Source organism: Oxalicibacterium solurbis (assembly GCF_014635845.1).
Lineage (GTDB): Bacteria > Pseudomonadota > Gammaproteobacteria > Burkholderiales > Burkholderiaceae_D > Oxalicibacterium > Oxalicibacterium solurbis.
Genome location: NZ_BMDP01000001.1, coordinates 442,737 through 462,918, shown reverse-complemented (window position 1 = coordinate 462,918; position 20,182 = coordinate 442,737). Strand labels below are relative to the sequence as shown.

At 58.9% G+C, this 20,182-nt stretch carries 20 protein-coding genes; 14 read left to right on the top strand and 6 right to left on the bottom strand.

The genetic code is table 11. The features are described 5' to 3' along the window. Window positions 1-62 precede the first annotated feature (62 nt). Together uvrB and IEV40_RS02215 are read left to right on the top strand one after the other, a co-directional pair. Window positions 63-2,156, top strand: a complete 2,094-nt coding sequence (gene uvrB, locus IEV40_RS02220) for an excinuclease ABC subunit UvrB (protein WP_188419321.1) — start codon at window positions 63-65, stop codon at window positions 2,154-2,156. Between the two features lie 135 nt (window positions 2,157-2,291). Continuing rightward, complete coding sequence (locus IEV40_RS02215; protein WP_229723917.1) at window positions 2,292-3,068, top strand: uracil-DNA glycosylase family protein; 777 nt, start codon at window positions 2,292-2,294, stop codon at window positions 3,066-3,068. Between the two features lie 4 nt (window positions 3,069-3,072). On the opposite strand, the gene IEV40_RS02210 is transcribed toward IEV40_RS02215, so the two are convergent. Further along, window positions 3,073-3,786 (bottom strand): TetR/AcrR family transcriptional regulator, encoded by a 714-nt coding sequence (locus IEV40_RS02210; protein ID WP_188419320.1) that lies wholly within the window; start codon window positions 3,784-3,786, stop codon window positions 3,073-3,075. A gap of 470 nt (window positions 3,787-4,256) precedes the next feature. Between IEV40_RS02210 and iscR the strand changes: the two genes are divergently transcribed. The 8 genes from iscR to iscX all read left to right on the top strand — a co-directional run bounded on the left by iscR (window position 4,257) and on the right by iscX (window position 9,958). Further along, window positions 4,257-4,733, top strand: a complete 477-nt coding sequence (gene iscR, locus IEV40_RS02205; protein WP_188419319.1) for a Fe-S cluster assembly transcriptional regulator IscR — start codon at window positions 4,257-4,259, stop codon at window positions 4,731-4,733. A 19-nt stretch (window positions 4,734-4,752) separates the two neighbouring features. Further along, the gene (locus IEV40_RS02200) at window positions 4,753-6,006 is read left to right on the top strand and encodes an IscS subfamily cysteine desulfurase (protein WP_188419318.1); all 1,254 of its coding nucleotides are present in this window, start codon (window positions 4,753-4,755) and stop codon (window positions 6,004-6,006) included. A 36-nt stretch (window positions 6,007-6,042) separates the two neighbouring features. Next, window positions 6,043-6,447: a Fe-S cluster assembly scaffold IscU gene (gene iscU, locus IEV40_RS02195; RefSeq protein WP_188419317.1), complete on the top strand. Its 405-nt coding sequence runs from the start codon at window positions 6,043-6,045 to the stop codon at window positions 6,445-6,447. A gap of 53 nt (window positions 6,448-6,500) precedes the next feature. After that, window positions 6,501-6,824, top strand: coding sequence for an iron-sulfur cluster assembly protein IscA (gene iscA, locus IEV40_RS02190; protein ID WP_188419316.1), 324 nt, complete (start codon window positions 6,501-6,503; stop codon window positions 6,822-6,824). 91 nt (window positions 6,825-6,915) lie between these two features. Further along, window positions 6,916-7,431, top strand: a complete 516-nt coding sequence (hscB, locus tag IEV40_RS02185; protein WP_188419315.1) for a Fe-S protein assembly co-chaperone HscB — start codon at window positions 6,916-6,918, stop codon at window positions 7,429-7,431. Between the two features lie 66 nt (window positions 7,432-7,497). Then, on the top strand, window positions 7,498-9,360 hold the full coding sequence (gene hscA, locus IEV40_RS02180; protein WP_188419314.1) for a Fe-S protein assembly chaperone HscA: 1,863 nt from the start codon (window positions 7,498-7,500) through the stop codon (window positions 9,358-9,360). A gap of 53 nt (window positions 9,361-9,413) precedes the next feature. Further along, window positions 9,414-9,752, top strand: coding sequence for an ISC system 2Fe-2S type ferredoxin (gene fdx, locus IEV40_RS02175; RefSeq protein WP_188419313.1), 339 nt, complete (start codon window positions 9,414-9,416; stop codon window positions 9,750-9,752). Between the two features lie 11 nt (window positions 9,753-9,763). Then, window positions 9,764-9,958: a Fe-S cluster assembly protein IscX gene (gene iscX, locus IEV40_RS02170; RefSeq protein WP_188419312.1), complete on the top strand. Its 195-nt coding sequence runs from the start codon at window positions 9,764-9,766 to the stop codon at window positions 9,956-9,958. 71 nt (window positions 9,959-10,029) lie between these two features. Here iscX and IEV40_RS02165 read toward each other — a convergent pair whose 3' ends face one another. The 3 genes from IEV40_RS02165 to prfB all read right to left on the bottom strand — a co-directional run bounded on the left by IEV40_RS02165 (window position 10,030) and on the right by prfB (window position 13,511). Then, complete coding sequence (locus tag IEV40_RS02165) at window positions 10,030-10,617, bottom strand: glycine zipper 2TM domain-containing protein (RefSeq protein WP_188419311.1); 588 nt, start codon at window positions 10,615-10,617, stop codon at window positions 10,030-10,032. 190 nt (window positions 10,618-10,807) lie between these two features. Then, the gene (gene lysS / locus IEV40_RS02160; protein ID WP_188419310.1) at window positions 10,808-12,337 is read right to left on the bottom strand and encodes a lysine--tRNA ligase; all 1,530 of its coding nucleotides are present in this window, start codon (window positions 12,335-12,337) and stop codon (window positions 10,808-10,810) included. A 69-nt stretch (window positions 12,338-12,406) separates the two neighbouring features. After that, window positions 12,407-13,511, bottom strand: a protein-coding gene (gene prfB, locus IEV40_RS02155) for a peptide chain release factor 2 (RefSeq protein WP_188419309.1) whose coding sequence is annotated in 2 segments (ribosomal slippage) — window positions 12,407-13,429 and window positions 13,431-13,511 — 1,104 coding nt in all. Because the reading frame shifts where the segments join, the coding sequence is not laid out codon by codon here. A gap of 142 nt (window positions 13,512-13,653) precedes the next feature. Between prfB and IEV40_RS02150 the strand changes: the two genes are divergently transcribed. Then, a complete protein-coding gene (locus IEV40_RS02150; RefSeq protein ID WP_188419308.1) occupies window positions 13,654-14,391 on the top strand; it encodes a hypothetical protein in 738 nt (245 codons plus the stop codon). A gap of 13 nt (window positions 14,392-14,404) precedes the next feature. Here IEV40_RS02150 and recJ read toward each other — a convergent pair whose 3' ends face one another. Then, window positions 14,405-16,099, bottom strand: a complete 1,695-nt coding sequence (recJ, locus tag IEV40_RS02145; RefSeq protein WP_188419307.1) for a single-stranded-DNA-specific exonuclease RecJ — start codon at window positions 16,097-16,099, stop codon at window positions 14,405-14,407. Next, window positions 16,096-17,142, bottom strand: a complete 1,047-nt coding sequence (locus IEV40_RS02140) for a hypothetical protein (RefSeq protein ID WP_188419306.1) — start codon at window positions 17,140-17,142, stop codon at window positions 16,096-16,098. Before IEV40_RS02140 ends, recJ begins: the two co-directional genes overlap by 4 nt. 182 nt (window positions 17,143-17,324) lie before the next feature. On the opposite strand from IEV40_RS02140, the gene IEV40_RS02135 reads away from it, so the two are divergent. The 3 genes from IEV40_RS02135 to IEV40_RS02125 all read left to right on the top strand — a co-directional run bounded on the left by IEV40_RS02135 (window position 17,325) and on the right by IEV40_RS02125 (window position 20,176). Next, window positions 17,325-18,590: a lipoprotein-releasing ABC transporter permease subunit gene (locus tag IEV40_RS02135; protein WP_188419305.1), complete on the top strand. Its 1,266-nt coding sequence runs from the start codon at window positions 17,325-17,327 to the stop codon at window positions 18,588-18,590. Next, the gene (lolD, locus tag IEV40_RS02130; RefSeq protein WP_188419304.1) at window positions 18,583-19,305 is read left to right on the top strand and encodes a lipoprotein-releasing ABC transporter ATP-binding protein LolD; all 723 of its coding nucleotides are present in this window, start codon (window positions 18,583-18,585) and stop codon (window positions 19,303-19,305) included. The genes IEV40_RS02135 and lolD overlap by 8 nt, the downstream gene beginning before the upstream one ends. Before the next feature lie 64 nt (window positions 19,306-19,369). Then, window positions 19,370-20,176 (top strand): TatD family hydrolase, encoded by an 807-nt coding sequence (locus IEV40_RS02125; RefSeq protein WP_188419303.1) that lies wholly within the window; start codon window positions 19,370-19,372, stop codon window positions 20,174-20,176. The last annotated feature ends 6 nt before the right edge of the window (window positions 20,177-20,182 follow it).

Genomic DNA, 20,182 nt, shown 5'->3' with positions numbered 1-20,182 from the left:
CGCAAGGCCACAAGTCTTGCGTGGAGAATGCGACTCATAATTCTACCAAAGGTCAGGTGTCAATGTCTGATTTATCCCAAGTTACCAGTTCTCTCGACGAATCGAAGTTTGTTACTTTTCCGGGCTCTCCCTATCGTCTGTACCAGCCGTTTCCGCCGGCCGGCGACCAGCCGGAGGCGATCAACAAGCTGGTGGAAGGCATCAACGACGGGCTGTTCTACCAAACGCTGCTGGGCGTGACCGGTTCAGGAAAAACTTATACGGTTGCCAACGTCATCGCGCGCCTGGGCCGCCCGGCCATCGTGTTTGCGCCGAACAAGACGCTGGCAGCCCAGTTGTATAGTGAATTCCGCGAGTTCTTTCCGCAGAACGCGGTGGAATATTTTGTCAGCTATTACGACTATTACCAGCCGGAAGCCTATGTTCCGCAACGCGACTTGTTCATCGAGAAAGATTCTTCGATCAACGAACACATCGAGCAGATGCGGCTGTCGTGCACAAAATCGCTGATGGAACGGCGCGATGTGGTCATCGTGGCAACGGTCTCGGCGATCTATGGTATCGGCAATCCGAACGAATACCACCAGATGATCCTGACGCTGCGTGCCAAGGACAAGATCAGCCAGCGCGACGTGATCGCGCGTCTGATCGCAATGCAATACACGCGCAACGAAGTTGATTTCGGTCGCGGCACTTTCCGCGTGCGCGGCGATACGATCGACATTTTCCCGGCGGAGCATGCCGAACTGGCAGTGCGGCTGGAAATGTTCGACGACGAAGTCGAAAGCCTGCAGCTGTTCGATCCACTGACGGGGCGCGTCAAGCAGAAGATACCGCGCTTCACCGTCTATCCAGGTTCGCACTACGTGACGCCGCGTGCGACCGTGCTGCGTGCGATCGAGACGATCAAGGAAGAGTTGCGCAGTCGTCTCGAATTCTTCCGCAAGGAAAGCAAGCTGGTCGAGGAGCAGCGACTGGAGCAGCGCACGCGTTTCGATTTGGAAATGATGCAGGAAATCGGCTTCACCAAGGGCATCGAAAACTATTCGCGTCATTTGAGCGGCGGCAAGCCGGGCGATCCGCCGCCGACGCTGGTTGATTACCTGCCGCAGGATGCGCTGATGTTCATGGACGAATCGCACGTACTGCTTGGTCAGTTGAACGGCATGTACAACGGCGACCGCGCACGCAAGACGAACCTGGTCGATTACGGTTTCCGCCTGCCGTCGGCACTGGACAACCGGCCGCTGCGCTTTGACGAGTTTGAAGGCAAGATGCGGCAGACCGTGTTCGTGTCGGCCACGCCGGCGGACTACGAGAACCAGCATGCCGATCAGGTCGTCGAGCAGGTGGTGCGGCCGACCGGCCTGGTCGATCCGATCATTCACGTGCGGCCGGCTTCGACGCAGGTGGACGACCTGATGTCGGAAATCACCGACCGCGTGAAGAAGAACGAACGCGTGCTGGTGACGACGCTGACCAAGCGCATGGCCGAGCAGTTGACCGAATTCCTCAGCGACAACGGCATCAAGGTGCGTTACCTGCACAGCGATATCGATACGGTCGAGCGCGTCGAGATCATCCGCGATCTGCGCATCGGCACCTTCGACGTGCTGGTCGGCATCAACCTGCTGCGTGAAGGCCTGGACATTCCGGAAGTGTCGCTGGTGGCGATTCTCGATGCGGACAAGGAAGGTTTTCTGCGCTCGGAGCGCAGCCTGATCCAGACCATCGGACGCGCCGCCCGTAACCTGCAGGGCACGGCGATTCTGTACGGCGACCAGATGACCGATTCGATGAAGCGAGCAATTGGGGAGACCGAACGACGCCGCGCCAAGCAGATGGCGTTCAACGAAGAAAACGGGATTACGCCGGCCGGCATCCGCAAGGAAATCCGCGAACTGATCGATGGCGTCTACAGCCCGCACGAAGCGCGTCAGGAGCAACTGGTTGCGCAGGAGACGGCAAAGTACGAGGCGATGAGCGAAAAGCAGGTCAGCAAGGAAATCAAGCGCCTGGAAAAAATGATGATCGAACACGCCAAGAATCTGGAGTTTGAAAAGGCGGCGCAAGTACGCGATCAGCTTGGGATATTGAAGGAACAACTGTTCGGCGCGAACGTTGGCGACCATCTGTCTTCTGCCGCGGGTAAATGACGCGTTGCAGGGAACGCGTATCAGCGGTTTTCCGTTTCCTGCCATTTCCTGATGTTTTGTTTTAAATTTCGCCATCGGCTTGCGTCGTATTTCTGACGTTTTCCGGCTGCCGTCTCAATCCTTATCGGAGTAAATGTGATTCCCCATTCGTTCACATCCCAGATCGCGCTGGCGCATGCCTCGTGGCGGCCGGTCATCGAAGCCGGCTTGCGGGCGATCGATGAAGCCTATCCCGATTATCTGGAGACGCTGGCGGATGGGCATTACCTGCCGAATGGTGGGCGGGTGTTTGCCGCCTTTGCGCAGCCGCTGGATGCGGTGCGTTATGTACTGGTCGGTGAGGGGCCGTATCCGCGACCAGACAGCGCTACTGGCGTTTGTTTCATGGACGGTGCGGTTTCGCAGTTATGGTCGGAGAAGGGCTTGTCCAAGCCGGTCAATCGCGCGACGTCGCTGCGCAATTTCATGAAGATGTTATTGGTGGCGGACGGGCAGTTGATGCTGGAGCAGACAACCGGCGAAGTGTTATCGGAAGTGGCGCACAAGGCGCGTACGTCCGATCATGTGATCCAGACGTTGCCGGAACTACAGGCAAACCTGACGAAGCACGGTTTCCTGTTGCTGAATGCGACACTGGTTTATCGCGCTGACGTGCCGCCATTGAAAGAAGCCAAGGCTTGGCTGCCGTTCCTGCAAACGGTACTGGCCGCGTTGGCCGATCATGCGGTCAAGCATGGAAAAGAGCCGCCAACGCTGGTGTTGTGGGGCAAGATTGCCGTGCAACTCGAGGCGCTGCCGGCCAACAGTCGCTTTCCGAAGAAAACCTCCGAACACCCATACAACCTGAGTTTCATCGGCAACGCGACGATGCAGCATCTGTTCGGATCGATGCACCTGCTACGTAAACAATAACGGATCAGATCAGACTCATCTGCCGCTTATCCTGCGCAGCGGCGATACGTTGATCAAGTTCGGAAAACAGCGAAGCCGGCGCGGCGGCGGGTTTGCGATTGTCGGCCTTGATGTCGCGTGCCAGTAGCCGGTCAATCATCGTTTCGTAGAAGGTTGGCAGTGCATTTGGATCGTCGTGCGCATGGAAATGCTGGCGAATGATCATGCCGTCCCACATGCCGGTCAGGAATAGCGCCGTCTGCGCGGCATCCAGCGATGCATCCAGTTGTCCACGTGCCTGCGCCACGCGCAGGATGTTGGTCAACCCCATTACCCATTCCGCCTCGATCTTGCGCAGCACGGCGCCGATGCGCTTGCTGCGCATGCCTTCCGCATAAACCTCTGTCATCAGGCCGGCATCGCCGCCGGCACGATAGCGCTCGGCGAATACGCGTGTGGTTGTGTGCAGCGCCTGCGGCAATGATTCTGCGTCGCGCATTTGCAACAGGATGGCGCGCGCCTGTCGACGCTCCTCTTCGACCATCGCTTCGATGATGGCTTCCTTGCCGGTGAAGTAGCGATAGACAGCACCAGGACCGAGACCGGTTTCGGTGCAAATCTGCTGCATCGACGTCTGGTGGAAGCCGCTTTTCCGGAAACATTTGGCTGCAGCCTTCAGGACTTCGGCGCGCTTCTTGTCGGCTTTGGGGGTGGGGGATTGCGGAGTGCGGGAAGCCATGCGATGAAAGATAACGAGGTTTCAGTCAATAAACGAAGCCTCAAGTATAAATTGAATGTTCGTTCAACTCGTCATTGAATTGCATTATTTCTTCGAGATTTGCGCCTGATCGATTCCTCTAAAGGTTTTTGCATGTATGCGTTTCTCGATAATGATTATTGGATTGATCGATCATTCAAATTTTTAACGGATCCAAGAGGGATGAGGGTGTGTGCGGGGATTGCCGACTCTGACTCTAATAGTTTCGATAGGGAGTTTTCCGCCTGGCAAGACGTCTGCATGCCATTTTTGTGCTTCGTGACCTTGATCAATGATCCGTTCCATCCGGCCATTTACACTTCGTCTCGAATGACAAGTCCTTGATTTGTAGGTGATAGTGCTTACCTGACAGATTCAGTCAACTTTGTTATACTTGACAAAAATGATCAACAACTCCGGTTTTTGATTGGATTTTTGAGGTCGGGATTCTCATGCGTTTGACTACAAAAGGTCGTTTTGCCGTGACGGCGATGATTGACTTGGCGATGCGCCAGGACAACGGCCCGGTCACGCTTGCCGGCATCAGCCAGCGTCAGGAAATTTCCCTTTCCTATCTGGAACAGCTGTTCGGCAAACTGCGTCGCCACGAAATCGTGGAATCGGTGCGCGGCCCGGGCGGTGGTTACAACCTGGCGCGCCCGGCGGAACAGGTGACAGTGGCCGATATCATCATTGCTGTTGACGAGCCGCTGGATGCGACGCAGTGCGGCGGCAAGGAAAACTGCCACAGTCCCGAACACGAAAACGGACCGCGCTGCATGACGCATGACCTGTGGGCCACGCTGAATGCGAAGATGGTCGATTACCTGGATTCGGTTTCGCTGAAAGATCTGGTCGATCAGCAAAACCAGAAGATTGCGGAACAACAAAGCGTCGTGGTCATGCATCGCAACCACGCTGCGGCTTGATAGACAACCTGGAGTCAACATGAATGCCCCGCTGGACAAAAGCCTGATCGATACCATCAAGGCGCCTCATTTTCCGATCTACATGGATTATTCGGCGACGACGCCGATCGATCCTCGGGTCGCCGACAAGATGATTCCGTACCTGCGCGAGCAGTTCGGCAATCCGGCTTCGCGCAGCCACATGTACGGCTGGGCGGCAGAGAAGGCAGTGGAAGATGCGCGTGCCGAAGTGGCGGCGCTGGTCAATGCCGATCCGCGCGAAATTATCTGGACTTCCGGTGCGACCGAAAGCAACAACCTGGCGCTGAAAGGTGCCGCGCATTTCTACAAGACCAAGGGCAAGCACATCATCACGGTGAAGACCGAGCACAAAGCCGTGCTGGATACCGTGCGCGAACTGGAACGCGAAGGTTTTGAGGCGACCTATCTGCAGCCGCAGGACAACGGCCTGATCACGATCGAGCAACTGACCGAAGCAATTCGTCCGGACACCATCTTGGTTTCCGTGATGCTGGTCAACAATGAAATCGGCGTGATCCAGCCGATCGCCGAAATCGGCGAACTGTGCCGCAGCAAGGGCATCATCTTCCATTCGGACGCTGCGCAGGCGACCGGCAAGGTGAAGATCGATCTGGAAAACACCAAGGTCGACTTGATGAGTTTCTCGGCACACAAGACCTACGGTCCGAAAGGTATTGGCGCGCTGTACGTGCGTCGCAAGCCGCGTGTGCGTATCGAAGCGCAGATGCACGGCGGCGGCCATGAGCGCGGCTTGCGCTCCGGCACGCTGGCGACGCACCAGATCGTCGGCATGGGCGAAGCTTTCCGTATTGCACGAGAGGAAATGGATGACGAGCTGGCACGCATCCGCGGCCTGCGCGATCGTCTGGCAAAAGGCCTGACCGAAATCGAGGAGGTCTATATCAATGGCGATATGGACCACCGTGTACCGCACAACCTGAACGTCAGCTTCAACTACGTCGAAGGCGAATCGCTGATCATGGCGATCAAGGATCTGGCGGTTTCTTCCGGTTCTGCTTGTACTTCGGCCAGTCTGGAACCATCTTATGTATTGCGGGCGCTGGGTCGCAGCGACGAGCTGGCGCACAGCTCGATCCGCTTCACGATCGGCCGTTTCACGACAGAAGACGAAGTGGATTTCACGATCAAGCTGATCAAGGAAAAGGTTGCCAAGCTGCGCGAACTGTCGCCGCTGTGGGACATGTACAAGGACGGGATCGACCTGAATTCGATCCAGTGGGCTGCGCACTGATCGCGGCATAGCAACGGTTTATTCAAGGAGCATCAAATGGCTTACTCGGACAAGGTTCTGGACCACTACGAAAACCCGCGCAATGTCGGCGCTTTCGACAAGGGTGATGAAACCATCGGTACCGGCATGGTCGGCGCGCCGGCTTGCGGCGACGTGATGAAACTGCAGATCAAGGTCGGCGCCGATGGCGTGATCGAAGATGCGAAATTCAAGACTTACGGTTGCGGCTCGGCGATTGCATCGTCGTCGCTGGTGACCGAATGGGTGAAGGGCAAGACGCTGGATCAGGCACTGTCGATCAAGAACACGCAGATCGCGGAAGAGCTGGCGTTGCCGCCGGTGAAGATTCACTGCTCGATCCTGGCGGAAGACGCGATCAAGGCAGCCGTGCAGGACTACAAGTCCCGTCATGGCGGTGCGGACGCAAAAGAAGCGGCTTGAGTTTCGGCGGCGCATGATGGCATGCGCCAGATGCAGTTTGCGAGGCAGGAAACATGGCAATCACATTGACTGAAAAAGCGGCGAAACACGTCAATCGCTATCTGGAACGACGCGGCAAGGGCATCGGCCTGCGCTTCGGCGTGCGCACGACCGGTTGCTCTGGTCTGGCGTACAAGCTGGAATACGTGGACGAAAGCGCCAACGAGGACGCGGTGTTCGAATCGCACGGCGTCAAGGTCTTTGTCGATCCGAAAAGCCTGCCTTACATCGACGGCACCGAACTCGATTTCGCCCGCGAGGGATTGAACGAGGGTTTCAAGTTCCACAATCCCAACGTCAAGGACGAATGCGGTTGCGGCGAAAGCTTCCGTATCTGACGATTTGCCGGCGGCGTTGATGCCGTCTGTGGCGCATGTTTGATGAGCCTGTCGAATTCGCGCAGGCTTTTTTATTTGAAGGCGTTGCCAGTTGCAGAACCATTTCGCGTTATTCCATCTGCCGCAGCAGTTCGATATCGATGCGAAGGCGCTCGATGCTGCCTATCATGAAGTGCAGAATCAGGTCCATCCGGACAAGTTCGCCAGTGCATCGGATGCGGAAAAGCGGGTGGCGATGCAATGGGCCACGCGTGCCAACGAGGCATACAAGACGCTGAAAAATCCGTACAAGCGTGCGGCCTACCTTTGTGAATTGAACGGCGTCGATCTGCAGACCGAATCGAATACGGCGATGCCGGTCGATTTCCTGATGCAGCAGATGGAATGGCGCGAAGCGCTCGACGATGCGCGCGGACAGAAGGACCGTGCCGGACTGGAAACGCTGGAATCCGATCTGCGCGGTGCGCGCAAAGAAACGCTGGCACAGGTCGGCGGATTGCTGGATGCGCAAGATTTCACGCAGGCTGCTGAAAAGGTGCGGCAACTGATGTTTCTGGAAAGGTTTGCCGACGAAGTGGCAAACGCTTTCGAACTGTTGCCGGACTGACCGGCTTGCAAGACCAATGACGCGGATGCCGATGACAGGCTTTCGCATCGGAACGAATTAACGAATATGGCTCTTCTTCAAATCGCCGAACCCGGCATGTCGACTGCGCCGCATCAGCACAGGCTGGCGGTCGGCATCGATCTGGGCACCACCAACTCCCTGGTCGCGACAGTGCGCAACAGCATTCCCGAAGTCCTGAATGACGAGGAAGGGCGATCGCTGCTGCCTTCCGTCGTCCGCTATCTGTCGAACGGCCATGCGCACATCGGCTACAAGGCGCAGGCCGAGCAGAATGCCGATCCGAAGAACACGATCGCCTCGGTCAAGCGCTTCATGGGGCGCGGGCTGAAGGACATCGCCTATGCGGAGAACCTGCCTTACGATTTCATCGATTTGCCCGGCATGGTACAACTGAAGACGGCTGCCGGTATCAAGAGCCCGGTCGAAGTATCGGCCGAAATTTTGGCGACGTTGCGACAACGTGCGGAAGATGCGCTCGGCGACGATCTGGTCGGCGCCGTCATCACGGTGCCGGCGTATTTCGACGATGCGCAGCGTCAGGCCACCAAGGATGCGGCCAAGCTGGCCGGCTTGAACGTATTGCGCCTGCTGAACGAACCGACGGCTGCGGCGATCGCCTACGGTCTCGATAACGGTTCGGAAGGCATTTACGCCGTCTACGATCTGGGCGGCGGCACCTTCGACATCTCCATCCTGAAACTGACCAAGGGCGTATTCGAAGTGCTGGCGACCGGCGGCGATTCCGCACTGGGCGGCGACGATTTCGATCATCGTCTGTTCTGCTGGATCATCAATCAGGCCAAGCTGGATCCGCTGAACGACGAAGACACCAGCCTGTTGATGACAAAGGCGCGCGAAGCGAAGGAATTGCTGTCGTCGAAGGCGGAAACGCATATCGATGCGGTACTGAGCACCGGCGAGGAAGTACACGTGACAGTACGCGCCGAGGAATTCGTCGAGATGACGCAGCATCTGGTCGCCAAGACGATCACGCCGAGCCGCAAGGCACTGCGCGATGCCGAACTTACCGTCGATGATGTCGATGGCGTCGTGCTGGTGGGCGGTGCCACGCGCATGCCACATGTGCGCAAGGCGGTCGGCGAATTCTTCCAGTCCACACCGCTGGCCAACATCGATCCGGACAAGGTCGTCGCACTCGGTGCAGCGGTGCAGGCGAATCTGCTGGCTGGTAACCGCGCCGCTGGCGACGACTGGCTGCTGCTGGACGTGATCCCGCTGTCGCTCGGCATCGAAACGATGGGCGGGCTGGTCGAAAAAGTCATCCCGCGCAATTCGACGATTCCCTGTGCACGTGCGCAGGAATTCACGACCTTCAAGGATGGCCAGACTGCGATGGCGATTCATGTTGTGCAGGGTGAACGCGAGCTGGTCAGCGATTGCCGTTCGCTGGCGAAATTCGAACTGCGCGGCATTCCGCCGATGGCGGCTGGTGCGGCACGCATTCGCGTGACGTATCAGGTCGATGCCGACGGTCTGCTGTCGGTATCCGCGCGCGAACTGCGTTCCGGCGTCGAGGCATCGATCGAGGTCAAGCCGTCGTACGGACTGGCCGACGATCAGGTAGCGCAGATGCTGCAGGATTCGTTCAAATCCGCGGAAGTGGATATGGCCGCCCGTGCCTTGCGTGAAGAGCAGGTCGAGGCACAACGCATTATCCTGGCGACCGAATCGGCGCTGGAAGCAGACGGCGGCTTGCTGTCCGATGACGAGCGTGCAGGTATCGATGCGATGCTGGCGGATGTGCGTGCGAAGGCGCAAGGCAGCGATCATCAGGCCATCAAGGCAGCAATCGAAGCGCTGGCACACGGTACCGAGGACTTTGCCGCGCGCCGCATGGACCGCAGCGTACGCGCAGCCTTGTCCGGCCGCAAGCTGGAAGAAATCTGACGCAACACAAAACACCGGTCTGGCCGGAAAAGAAATCAATCTCGAGGTGACAAGTGCCCCAAATCGTTGTTCTTCCCCATCACGCCTTATGCCCTGACGGCGCGGTTATCGAGGCGCCTGCCGGCAAATCGATCTGTGACGTCCTGCTGGAAAACGATATCGATATCGAGCACGCGTGCGAAAAGTCCTGCGCCTGCACGACCTGTCATGTCGTCGTGCGCGAGGGTTTCGGTTCATTGAACGAAGCCGAGGAAAAGGAAGAGGATTTGCTGGACAAGGCGTGGGGATTGGAAGCCAACTCGCGCTTGTCCTGCCAGGCCATCGTGGCCGATGAGGATCTGGTCGTCGAAATTCCGCGCTACACGATCAATCACGCCAGCGAAAATCACTGAGGATCGTCATCATGAAATGGACCGACACCATCCGCATTGCGGAAGAACTGAATGATAAATTTCCGGACATCGATCCGCTGACCGTACGTTTCACCGATCTGCATCGTTGGGTGTGCGAACTGGAGGATTTCGACGACGATCCTGAGCGTTCGGGCGAGAAGATACTGGAAGCGATCCAGATGGCGTGGATCGAGGAAGCTCAGTAATCGCCAAAGCGCGATTCGACAGATAAAAAAAGCGGCCCGTGAGGCCGCTTTTTTCATACATCGATTCGGGATCAGACAGCGCGCAGGTAGCCGTCGACAACGCGTACGCGATCGCCTTCATGCCACGGCGGCGGATTGTTGTACGGGAAGTTGCGAATCTTGCCGTCTTCCATGCGTACGCGTACTTCGTAAGTCGTACGGGTGCGCGTGCGTTTCTCGATTTCGTTGCCGGCATAGCCGCCGCCTACTGCACCGGCCACGGTCGCCAGCGTGCGGCCGCTGCCGCCACCGATCTGGTTGCCCAGCAGGCCGCCGACGACAGCACCGCCCACTACGCCAACGCCGCTGGGTTGCGCTGCGCTTTGTACACTACGAACGGCTTCCACGCGGCCGCAGCTGTGGCAGGCGGGAGGAGCCGGCGGTGCCGATGCTGTGCGTGTCGGGGCGCTTTCGCGTACCGGAGCCTGGGATTTCTTGTCGGTGTTCGTATCCGTCTTCGTATCGACGGTCGCGACTTCTTCCTGCGGACTATTCTTGCTGTCCGAATTCGGTAGCAGGCCGGTCATTGCGGCCACACCGACCAGACTGAAAAGCAGGACGCCGACTGCAGCAGCGGCGACCAGCGGATGAATGCGATGCGATGTGCTTTGCGTTTCCATGGTTTCCTCCAGAGTGCACACATGTTCTTGTGTGAATGCAGTATTGCCGGGCCACTACCAAATGAAAAGCGTGATCTTGTGTCAGATGTAAGACGATGTAACTTGGATCATGATAATCCCGTGGAGTTGCCAAAAACAAAAAAGGACTGCAGTTTGCAGTCCTTTTTTAATGAGAATTTCCTTGAGGAAATCAATCTTCGCGGCGCAGATGCGGGAACAGGATGACGTCGCGGATATTCGGCGAATCGGTGATCAGCATCATCAGACGATCGATACCGATGCCGCAGCCGCCGGTCGGTGGCATGCCGTATTCGAGGGCACGGATGTAGTCGGCGTCGAAGTACATCGCTTCTTCGTCGCCGGCATCTTTTGCCGCCACCTGCGCCTGGAAGCGCGCGGCCTGGTCTTCCGCATCGTTCAGCTCGGAGAAGCCGTTGGCGATTTCACGGCCGGTGATGAACAGTTCGAAGCGTTCGGTGATGCCGGGCACCGTGTCGGAAGCGCGCGCCAGCGGCGACACTTCGACCGGATAGTCGACGATATAGGTCGGCTCCCACAGCTGCGCTTCGGCGGTTTCCTCGAACAATGCCAATTGCAGCGCGCCAAGGCCGGCATGGGCGTGCGGCTTGACGCCGAATTTCTTCAGTTCTTCCTTCAGGAAGGCGGCATCGTTCAGTTGCTCGCTCGTGTACTGCGGTGCGAACTTGTTGATGGCGCCGACGATCGTCAGGCGATGGAAGGGCTTGGACAGATCCAGCTCACGGCCCTGATAGGTCAGCACTGCTGTGCCGTGCGCGTCGATTGCCGCCTGACGGATCACCGCTTCGGTGAAGTCCATCAGCCACTTGTAATCGACGTAGGCCGCGTAGAACTCCATCATCGTGAATTCAGGATTGTGACGCGGCGACACACCTTCGTTGCGGAAGTTGCGGTTGACTTCGAACACGCGATCGAAGCCGCCGACGACCAGCCGCTTCAAATACAGTTCCGGTGCAATGCGCATGAACATCTGCATGTCCAGCGCGTTGTGGTGCGTAATGAAAGGCTTGGCTGCCGCGCCGCCCGGAATCGGGTGCAGCATCGGCGTTTCCACTTCCATGAATTCGTGTTCGGCCATGAACTTGCGGATCGAGTTCATGGCGGCGGTGCGCGCCTTGAACGTGCGGCGCGTTTCCTCGCTGGTGATCAGGTCCACGTAGCGCTGGCGGTACTTGGTTTCCTGATCGGCCAGGCCGTGAAACTTGTCCGGCAGCGGACGCAGCGATTTGGTCAGCAGGCGCAGTTCGGAGACCTTGACCGTCAGTTCGTCGGTCTTGGTCTTGAACAGCGTACCGGTGACGCCGAGAATGTCGCCCAGATCGTAACCGTGCAATGCAGTCATCGCTTCTTCGCCGGTGTTGTCCAGCGTCACGTAGATCTGGATGCGGCCATCGGCGCGCGGGCCGGAGGCATCCTGCAGCGTGGCAAATACGGCTTTCTTGCCGGCTTCGCGGCGCAGCATCATGCGGCCGGCGACGATGACGGTGACCGGATTCGTTTCGAGTTCTTCGCGCGATTTACCGCCGTACTGCGCATGCAGGTCGGCTGCCTTGTGTTGCGGGCGGAAATCGTTAGGGAAGGCGATGCCTTGCGTGCGCAGCGCGGCGAGCTTGGCACGGCGTTCGGCGATGATCTTGTTGTCGTCAAGCTGCGGCGCGGCGTTGTCGTTGGGCGTGTTCATGAAAGGCAAAGTCAGTGAGTGAAATCAAAAATGGGTTCGCGTAATGGACTTGCGTAAGTGGCTAAGCGATCACACGCCCTGTTTCAGCGAAGCGGCGATGAAATCGTCCAGGTCGCCGTCGAGCACGGCCTTGGTGTTGCCGGTCTCGAAATTGGTACGCAAGTCCTTGATGCGTGACTGGTCGAGCACGTAGGAGCGGATCTGGTGACCCCAGCCGACATCGGTCTTGGAGTCTTCCAGCTTCTGCTGCTCGCTCATGCGTTTGCGCAATTCCAGTTCGAACAGTTTCGCTTTCAGCATGTCCCAGGCTTCAGCCTTGTTGCGGTGCTGCGAACGATCGTTCTGGCACTGTACGACGATGCCGGTCGGGGCGTGCGTCAGACGAACGGCGGAATCGGTCTTGTTGATGTGCTGGCCGCCGGCGCCGGAGGCGCGGTAGGTGTCGATGCGCACGTCGGCCGGATTGATTTCGATATCGATCGAATCATCGACTTCCGGATAGACGAACAGACTGGAGAACGACGTGTGACGGCCGTTGGCCGAGTCGAACGGCGACTTGCGCACGAGGCGGTGCACGCCGGTTTCGGTACGCAGAAAGCCGTAGGCATAATCACCCTCGACCTTGATGGTGGCAGTCTTGATGCCGGCAACCTCACCGTCGGACTGCTCCATGATTTCGGCCTTGAAGCCTTTGCGCTCGCAATAGCGCAGATACTGGCGCAGCAACATCGATGCCCAATCCTGCGCTTCGGTACCGCCGGCACCGGCCTGGATGTCGATGAAGCAGTTGTTGCCGTCCATCGGGTTGCTGAACATGCGACGGAATTCCATGCCTTCCACCAGCTTCAGCAGCTCTTGTGCATCAGCTTCGATGGAGACGATGGTGTCGTCGTCCTTTTCTTCACGCGCCATCGCGAACAGGTCGCGCGCATCGGCGAGTTCGCTGTCGATCTTCATCAGCGTGTGGACGATCGCTTCCAGCGATTTCTTTTCCTTGCCCAGGTCCTGGGCGCGTTTAGGGTCGTTCCAGACCTCGGGGTCTTCGAGTTCGCCGTTGACCTGTTCGAGTTTCTCCGACTTCACATCGAAGTCAAAGATACCTCCGAAGTTCGGCCGCGCGCGTCGTCAGATCGTCGAGCAGCGATTGCAGGGAATTTAAGCGTTCGGCTTCCATGATATTTTCTTTTGCGATCAAACCAGACATTATATCCGAGCTGAGCGGTGCTTTTAAGCGCGATACCGCCGATCACCCACTCGAAGGAGGGGATTTCCGCATGACGGTTTTCCGATAATTCTTGTCAAGGGAGAAATAAAACATGAAGCAGCCGCATTGCGCCGGCCTGTGGTTATGCCTATTCCTGTGTGTATTGGCGGGCTGCTCGACGATGAACGACGCGCCGACGACGCGCGGCGAAGTGCAAGGAACATCGGCCAGTGGGAACGAGATGGGCCAATCCGATCTGAATCGGGTAGCCACGCTCGGCATGCGCGACAACCTGCACAGTTTGTACCTGTTGATGGACAAGCTGTATCGGCGCAATCCGGCCGAGTGGAAGAAGACTGCTGCCAGCCGTGAGGAGAGCATCAGGCGCGTGCGCGATGCAATTGAATTGCGACAGTCATGGCCAGCTTTACAGGGCCAGCACGATATCAGAGCGATGTCGCTGGCGCTGGCGCCGGATTTTAGCGGCGACCGCGTGGCAGCCTTCATCTACAGCAGTGCGGACATGATCATCACCGCGCACGGCGGCAAGACGGAATTCTTTCTGACCGACGGCATCGATGCGCAGCATATCTACAACGCTGCGCGCAATATCGAGATCGCCGTCTGGATGTTGTCGAACCGGCGTAATGCCAATGGCGGCGTGCTGCTGCTGTCCGACGAGATCGGTGCAAACGGGCGCAACCTGAGTTTCGAGCGTGAATTCGGCAAGATTGTCGGTCGCCTCGATCTGCTGGCCGAGTTCACCACCGAGAAATACCGGCGTGCCGGCATCAACTATGTGCAGAACATTCTCGGCGCATCCTTCCTGCAATTCCTGCCGGTGCGCTGACAGGGCGCGAGGATTACAGCGCTTCGGCGTGTTCGATCAGCAGTTGCACGCGCGTGACGCCGTTGAATTCGTTGGCGTCCAGCCGGTAGGCAATGCGTGCGCGTTCCGGCAGCGAGTCGGCGTGGCCGAACCAGATCGCATCGTAGCGGCCGCCGTCCTTTTCCACCGTCAGCTTCAGGTGGCGCTCCTTCAGGATGCGCTGGTTGACGATGCGGAATTCGTCGCAGAACAGCGGCGGTGCAAAACCTTGTCCCCACACCTGTGACTCCAGCAGCTCGATGAACTGCGTCGTGAAATAGGCGGATTCCAGCGGGCCGTCGGTTTCGATCACGCGTTCCAGCTGATGGCGTTCAAGCAGCGATTTGCCGACTGCCTCGAAGGCATCCGTAAATGCGCCGAGCGCGGTGGCACGTATCGTCAGGCCGGCCGCCATCGCGTGTCCGCCGAACTTGTCGATCAGGCTAGGCGCGTGCTTGGACACCAGATCCAGAGCGTCGCGCAGATGGAAGCCGGTGATCGAGCGGCCCGAACCCTTGATCCAGCCGTCGCCAGCATCGGCGAAGGTGATCGTGGGGCGATAGAACTTGTCCTTCAGCCGCGATGCAACGATGCCGATCACACCCTGGTGCCAGCTCGGATCGAAGACGCTGATTGTCGTCCTGTCCTGCGGGTTGTAGGTATCGAGCAGCATCAATGCCGTGTCCTGCATGTCGGCCTCGATCGTGCGGCGTTCACGATTGATTTCGTCGAGCTGCTGCGCGATCGCCCAGGCGCGGCCTTCGTCATCGGTCGTCAGGCATTCGATGCCGAGCGACATGTCGGACAGCCGGCCCGCCGCGTTCAGCCGCGGACCCAGCGCAAAGCCGAGATCGAACGGCGACGCGCGGCGCGCTTCGCGGCCGGCAGCACGGAACAATGCGGCAACGCCGGCATGCATGCGGCCGCTGCGCATGCGCTTCAATCCCTGCGCGACCAGGATGCGGTTGTTGGCATCCAGCTTGACGACGTCGGCCACAGTGCCGAGTGCAACCAGATCGAGCAACGCATCCAGCTTGGGCTGCGTCTGCGCGTCGAATACGCCGCGTCGGCGCAGTTCGGCACGCAATGCCAGCAACACGTAGAACATCACGCCGACGCCGGCCAGGTTCTTGCTCGGAAAGCCGCAATCGGGCTGGTTCGGATTGACGATGACTTTGGCTGCCGGCAGACGATCGCCCGGCAGATGGTGATCGGTGACGACGACGTCGATGCCGCGCCGGTTGGCTTCGTCCACGCCGTCGATGCTGGCAATGCCGTTATCGACGGTGACGATCACGTCCGGCGATTTTTCGCGGACGGCGAGTGCGACGATTTCCGGCGTCAGCCCGTAACCGTATTCGAAGCGGTTCGGCACGATGTAATCGACGACGGCGCCCATCGCGCGCAGACCGCGCAGGCCGACGGCGCAGGCGGTGGCGCCGTCGCAGTCATAATCGGCGACGATGACCAGCTTTTTCTGCGCTGCGATCGCATCGGCCAGGTAGGCGGCGGCAGCATCGATATGCAACAGGCCCGGCGGTGGCAGCAGCGCGGTCAGCTCACTGGCAAGTTCCTTTGTATCAAGCAAGCCGCGCGCCACATACAAGCGTGCCATCACCGGATGGATGCCGCTCTGGTGCAGGCGTTCGGCATCCCGGTACGAATAGCTGCGGGTGGCGATGCGGGTCATGCGGACAGGCGGGAAAGGGAGGGCGCACGCCAGAATTTGCACAGTGCGGACTTGCTGATGCGATAACTGGCCGTCGCCGTTCCGTGGCTGAACGTCATCGACAAGCGTGTGATGCGGCCGGCGCGGACGGCTTCCAGCAATGGGGCAAACCATCGTTCGTCTGCTGCCTGGAAGCGGACCAGCCATTCTGCCCAGTCGCCGGTCAGAGCCGGCGCGAGCAGGTCGTCCAGAAACAGTAATGGATATTGTCCCTGCGAACTGCACACTGCTTCCACCGAGTCGATGTGCACTGCGCCGGCTGCTGCCGCAAACGGCGCATGCGGATCGCCTGACGTGTATGCAGTATCGAACTTTGCACTGTCGTTCTGCGCATTCGCCGCCGCACCGCCCCACAACCAGATCGTGTTGACCGGTTTCGACCCGCGCATTTCGCGCGCTTCGTTGACCGGATGCGCATGCCAGTGCATCTGTACTTCGTTTTGCAGCCGGCGCCAGTCGCGCGCCTGTGCGCCATGCGGCATCCAGATATCGATGTTATGACCGCAGGCGGCATCCGGTGTCGAGGTCTGCAACGCATGCCAGTCGTCGGCGCGTAACAGCCAGGTAGTGGCGTCGACGTGATGCAATGTCTTGCCGGCTTCCGCGAACAACGGCGCGGCGCTGTCGAACAGCGTGCGCGCTTCCTGTTCCGACAGTGCCAGTTGCCGCAGATCGGTCAGCACCAGATGGTCGCGAGCGATGTGGAAATTGGCTGGCTGCAGCAGAAACCAGAAGCCGTCCGGCGCATCGATGCCGGCCGCGCGCAGCATGCCGGCGGCCAGCGGTGGACTGGAGTTGTCCTGCGCGGCGGGCAGGCCAAGGTGTTGCGCCAGCCAGCGTTCATGAGGCAGGGCGCGCGAGAATTCATCGTTCGACGAGGCGGCGGCAGGTTTCGCACGCGCCAGCAGCAGCGCCAGCGATGGCGCTTTCAATTCGCGCAGCAGATCGCGCGCCAGTTCCTGCGGTGGCAATGCAAAAGGGAAAAGAAGGTCGAGTTGCGTCATGCCCGCGATTGTAGGTCAAATCGCGGCTTGCCTTTTGCTGAGATTGCGTCGCCCAGTGCGGCACGGGAACGGAACCGTATCGGTTGCAGTCAATGTGCTGCAGCCTCTTGCCATCCCTTGCAATGATTCGGTAGCGATTTGGCAATGTGTGGCAAACTGCGTGCTGCATTCAGGAGCCTTCTTTGAGCATCGTAAAAAATCTGTCTTTCGAGTGGCTGGTCGGCGTGCGCTATACGCGTGCGGGCAAACGAAGCGGCCGCAACAGTTTCATTTCCTTCATTTCGCTGATCTCGATGGCGGGCATTGCGCTTGGCGTGGCGGCGCTGATCGTGGTGCTGTCGGTGATGAACGGTTTCCAGAAGGAGGTGCGCGACCGCATGCTGTCGGTGCTGGCGCATATCGAAATCTTCGATCCGACCGGCGCCATGCCGGACTGGCAAAAAACCGCACGCGAAGCCTTCGCCGACAAGGAAGTGGTCGGCGCTGCGCCCTATGTCGATGCGCAGGCGATGATGACGCGCGACGAAACGCTGCGTGGCGTGGCGGTGCGCGGTGTGTTGCCGGCGGAAGAGCCGAAGGTGTCCGACGTCGCTTCCGAGACGAAGCAGGGCAGTTTCAACGCTCTGCGTCCGGGCGAATTCAATATCGTGCTCGGCACCGAGCTGGCGCGCAGCATGGGGGTGCATCTGGGCGACAAGGTGACGATGATTGCGCCGCAGGGGCAGGTGACGCCGGCCGGTGTCATTCCGAGGCTGAAGCAGTTCACCGTGGTCGGTATCTTCGATTCCGGCCATTTCGAATTCGATTCGACGCTGGCTTTCATCCATCTGGATGACGCGATGAAAATGTTCCAGCTTGGCGCGCCGTCCGGCTTGCGCTTGAAACTGACGGACATGCAGCGTGCGCCGGAGGTGGCCTATGACCTGTCGCGGATGTTGAGCGGCGATCTGCTGATTCGCGACTGGTCCCGCCAGAATCGCAACTGGTTTGCCGCCGTGCAGACCGAGAAAAAAATGATGTTCATCATCCTGACATTGATCATTGCGGTGGCGGCATTCAATCTCGTCTCGACCTTGGTGATGACGGTGACCGACAAGCAGGCCGACATTGCGATCCTGCGTACGTTGGGCGCTTCGCCGCGCTCGATCATGAAAATCTTCATGATCCAGGGCGCCTTGGTCGGCCTGTTTGGGACGGCGTTGGGTGTCGGCGGCGGCGTGCTGATCGCCTCCAATATCGACGTCATCGTGCCATTCATCGAGCATCTGTTCCATGTGCAGTTCCTGCCGAAGGATGTCTATCTGATCAGCGAACTGCCATCGGATTTGCGCTGGCCGGACGTCTATACGATCGGCGGCGTTGCTGTTGTGCTGTCTTTCCTTGCAACGCTGTATCCGAGCTGGGCGGCCGCGCGCGTTAAACCTGCGGAGGCGCTGCGTTATGAATAATGAAAACAACGTTGAAAACAGCAACGGGCACAGCGGGGTCGTCCTGTCCTGCCGCAATCTGGCAAAGACTTTCACGCAAGGGAAATACGCGGTCGACGTGTTGAAGGGCGTCGATATCGATATCGCGCGTGGCGAACGCGTGGCGATTGTCGGTGCATCGGGCTCCGGCAAATCCACGCTATTGCACTTGCTGGGCGGGCTGGATACGCCATCGACCGGTTCGGTCACGCTGAAAGGGCGCGATTTTGCGAGTCTCGACGAAAAGGCGCGCGGCGATTTGCGTAACCAGTCGCTTGGTTTCGTCTATCAGTTCCATCATCTGCTGCCGGAATTCACGGCCGTCGACAACGTCGCGATGCCGTTGATGATTCGCCGTGTGCCGCGCGACGAAGCGCAGCAGACGGCGAAGGCGATGCTGGAACGCGTCGGCCTCGGCCATCGCACCAGCCATCGTCCGGGCGAATTGTCCGGCGGCGAACGACAGCGTACGGCGCTGGCGCGTGCACTGGTCACGCAGCCGGCCTGCGTGCTGGCCGACGAGCCGACCGGCAATCTGGATCGGCCGACTGCGCAGAAGACGTTCGACCTGATGCTGGAACTGTCGCATACGCTGGGTACCGCGTTTGTTATCGTCACGCACGATGAGGAACTGGCCGCGCATTGCGATCGCATCCTGCGGCTGTCCGAAACCGGACTGCATTCGGCCGGCGAATGAATCGGACGGAAGCGAGGACGATGAACATACCGCCGTTTTCGTCTGCCATTTTCTGCCTGCAGCCATGTGGATAGATACGCACTGTCATCTTGATGCCTCGGAATTCGGCGCTACAGCCGATGCGTTCGATGATGTCGCGGTAGCTGCGCGCGAAAATGGCGTCGGCATGATCGTCGTTCCCGCCGTCGCGCGCGACAATTTTTCCATCGTCGCCGAACTGGCACATCGCCACATCAACTGCACCTACGCGCTGGGCATTCATCCGATTTTCGTGCCGCAGGCAGATGAAGATGATCTGCAACGGTTGAGAGAGGGGGTCGCGGCGACCATCGACGATCCGCGTCTGGTCGCAATTGGCGAGATCGGTCTCGATTTCTTCGTGCCGATATTGACGACGCCGGAAATGCGTGAGCGCCAGGAATTCTTTTATTCGGAGCAACTGAAGATCGCGCGCGATTTCGACCTTCCCGTTTTGCTGCATGTGCGTAAATCGCAGGATCAGATTCTGAAATATCTGCGCCGTATTACCGTACCGGGTGGCATCGCGCACGCATTCAACGGCAGTTTTCAGCAGGCGAACACCTTTATCGATCTCGGTTTCCGTCTCGGTTTCGGCGGCGCGATGACTTTCACGCGTGCATTGCAAATCAGGCGACTGGCCGCCGAATTGCCGCTGGATGCGCTGGTGCTGGAAACCGATGCTCCCGATATCTCGCCGGCATGGCTGCATCCGCAGCGCAACAGTCCGGAACAGTTGCCGCGCATCGGACAAGTGCTGGCCGAATTGCGTGGCATGCCGGTTGCCGATGTGGCCGAGGCAACATCACGCAATGCCTGCGCGGCAATGCCGCGGTTGAAAGCGCTGCTTTAAATCGCG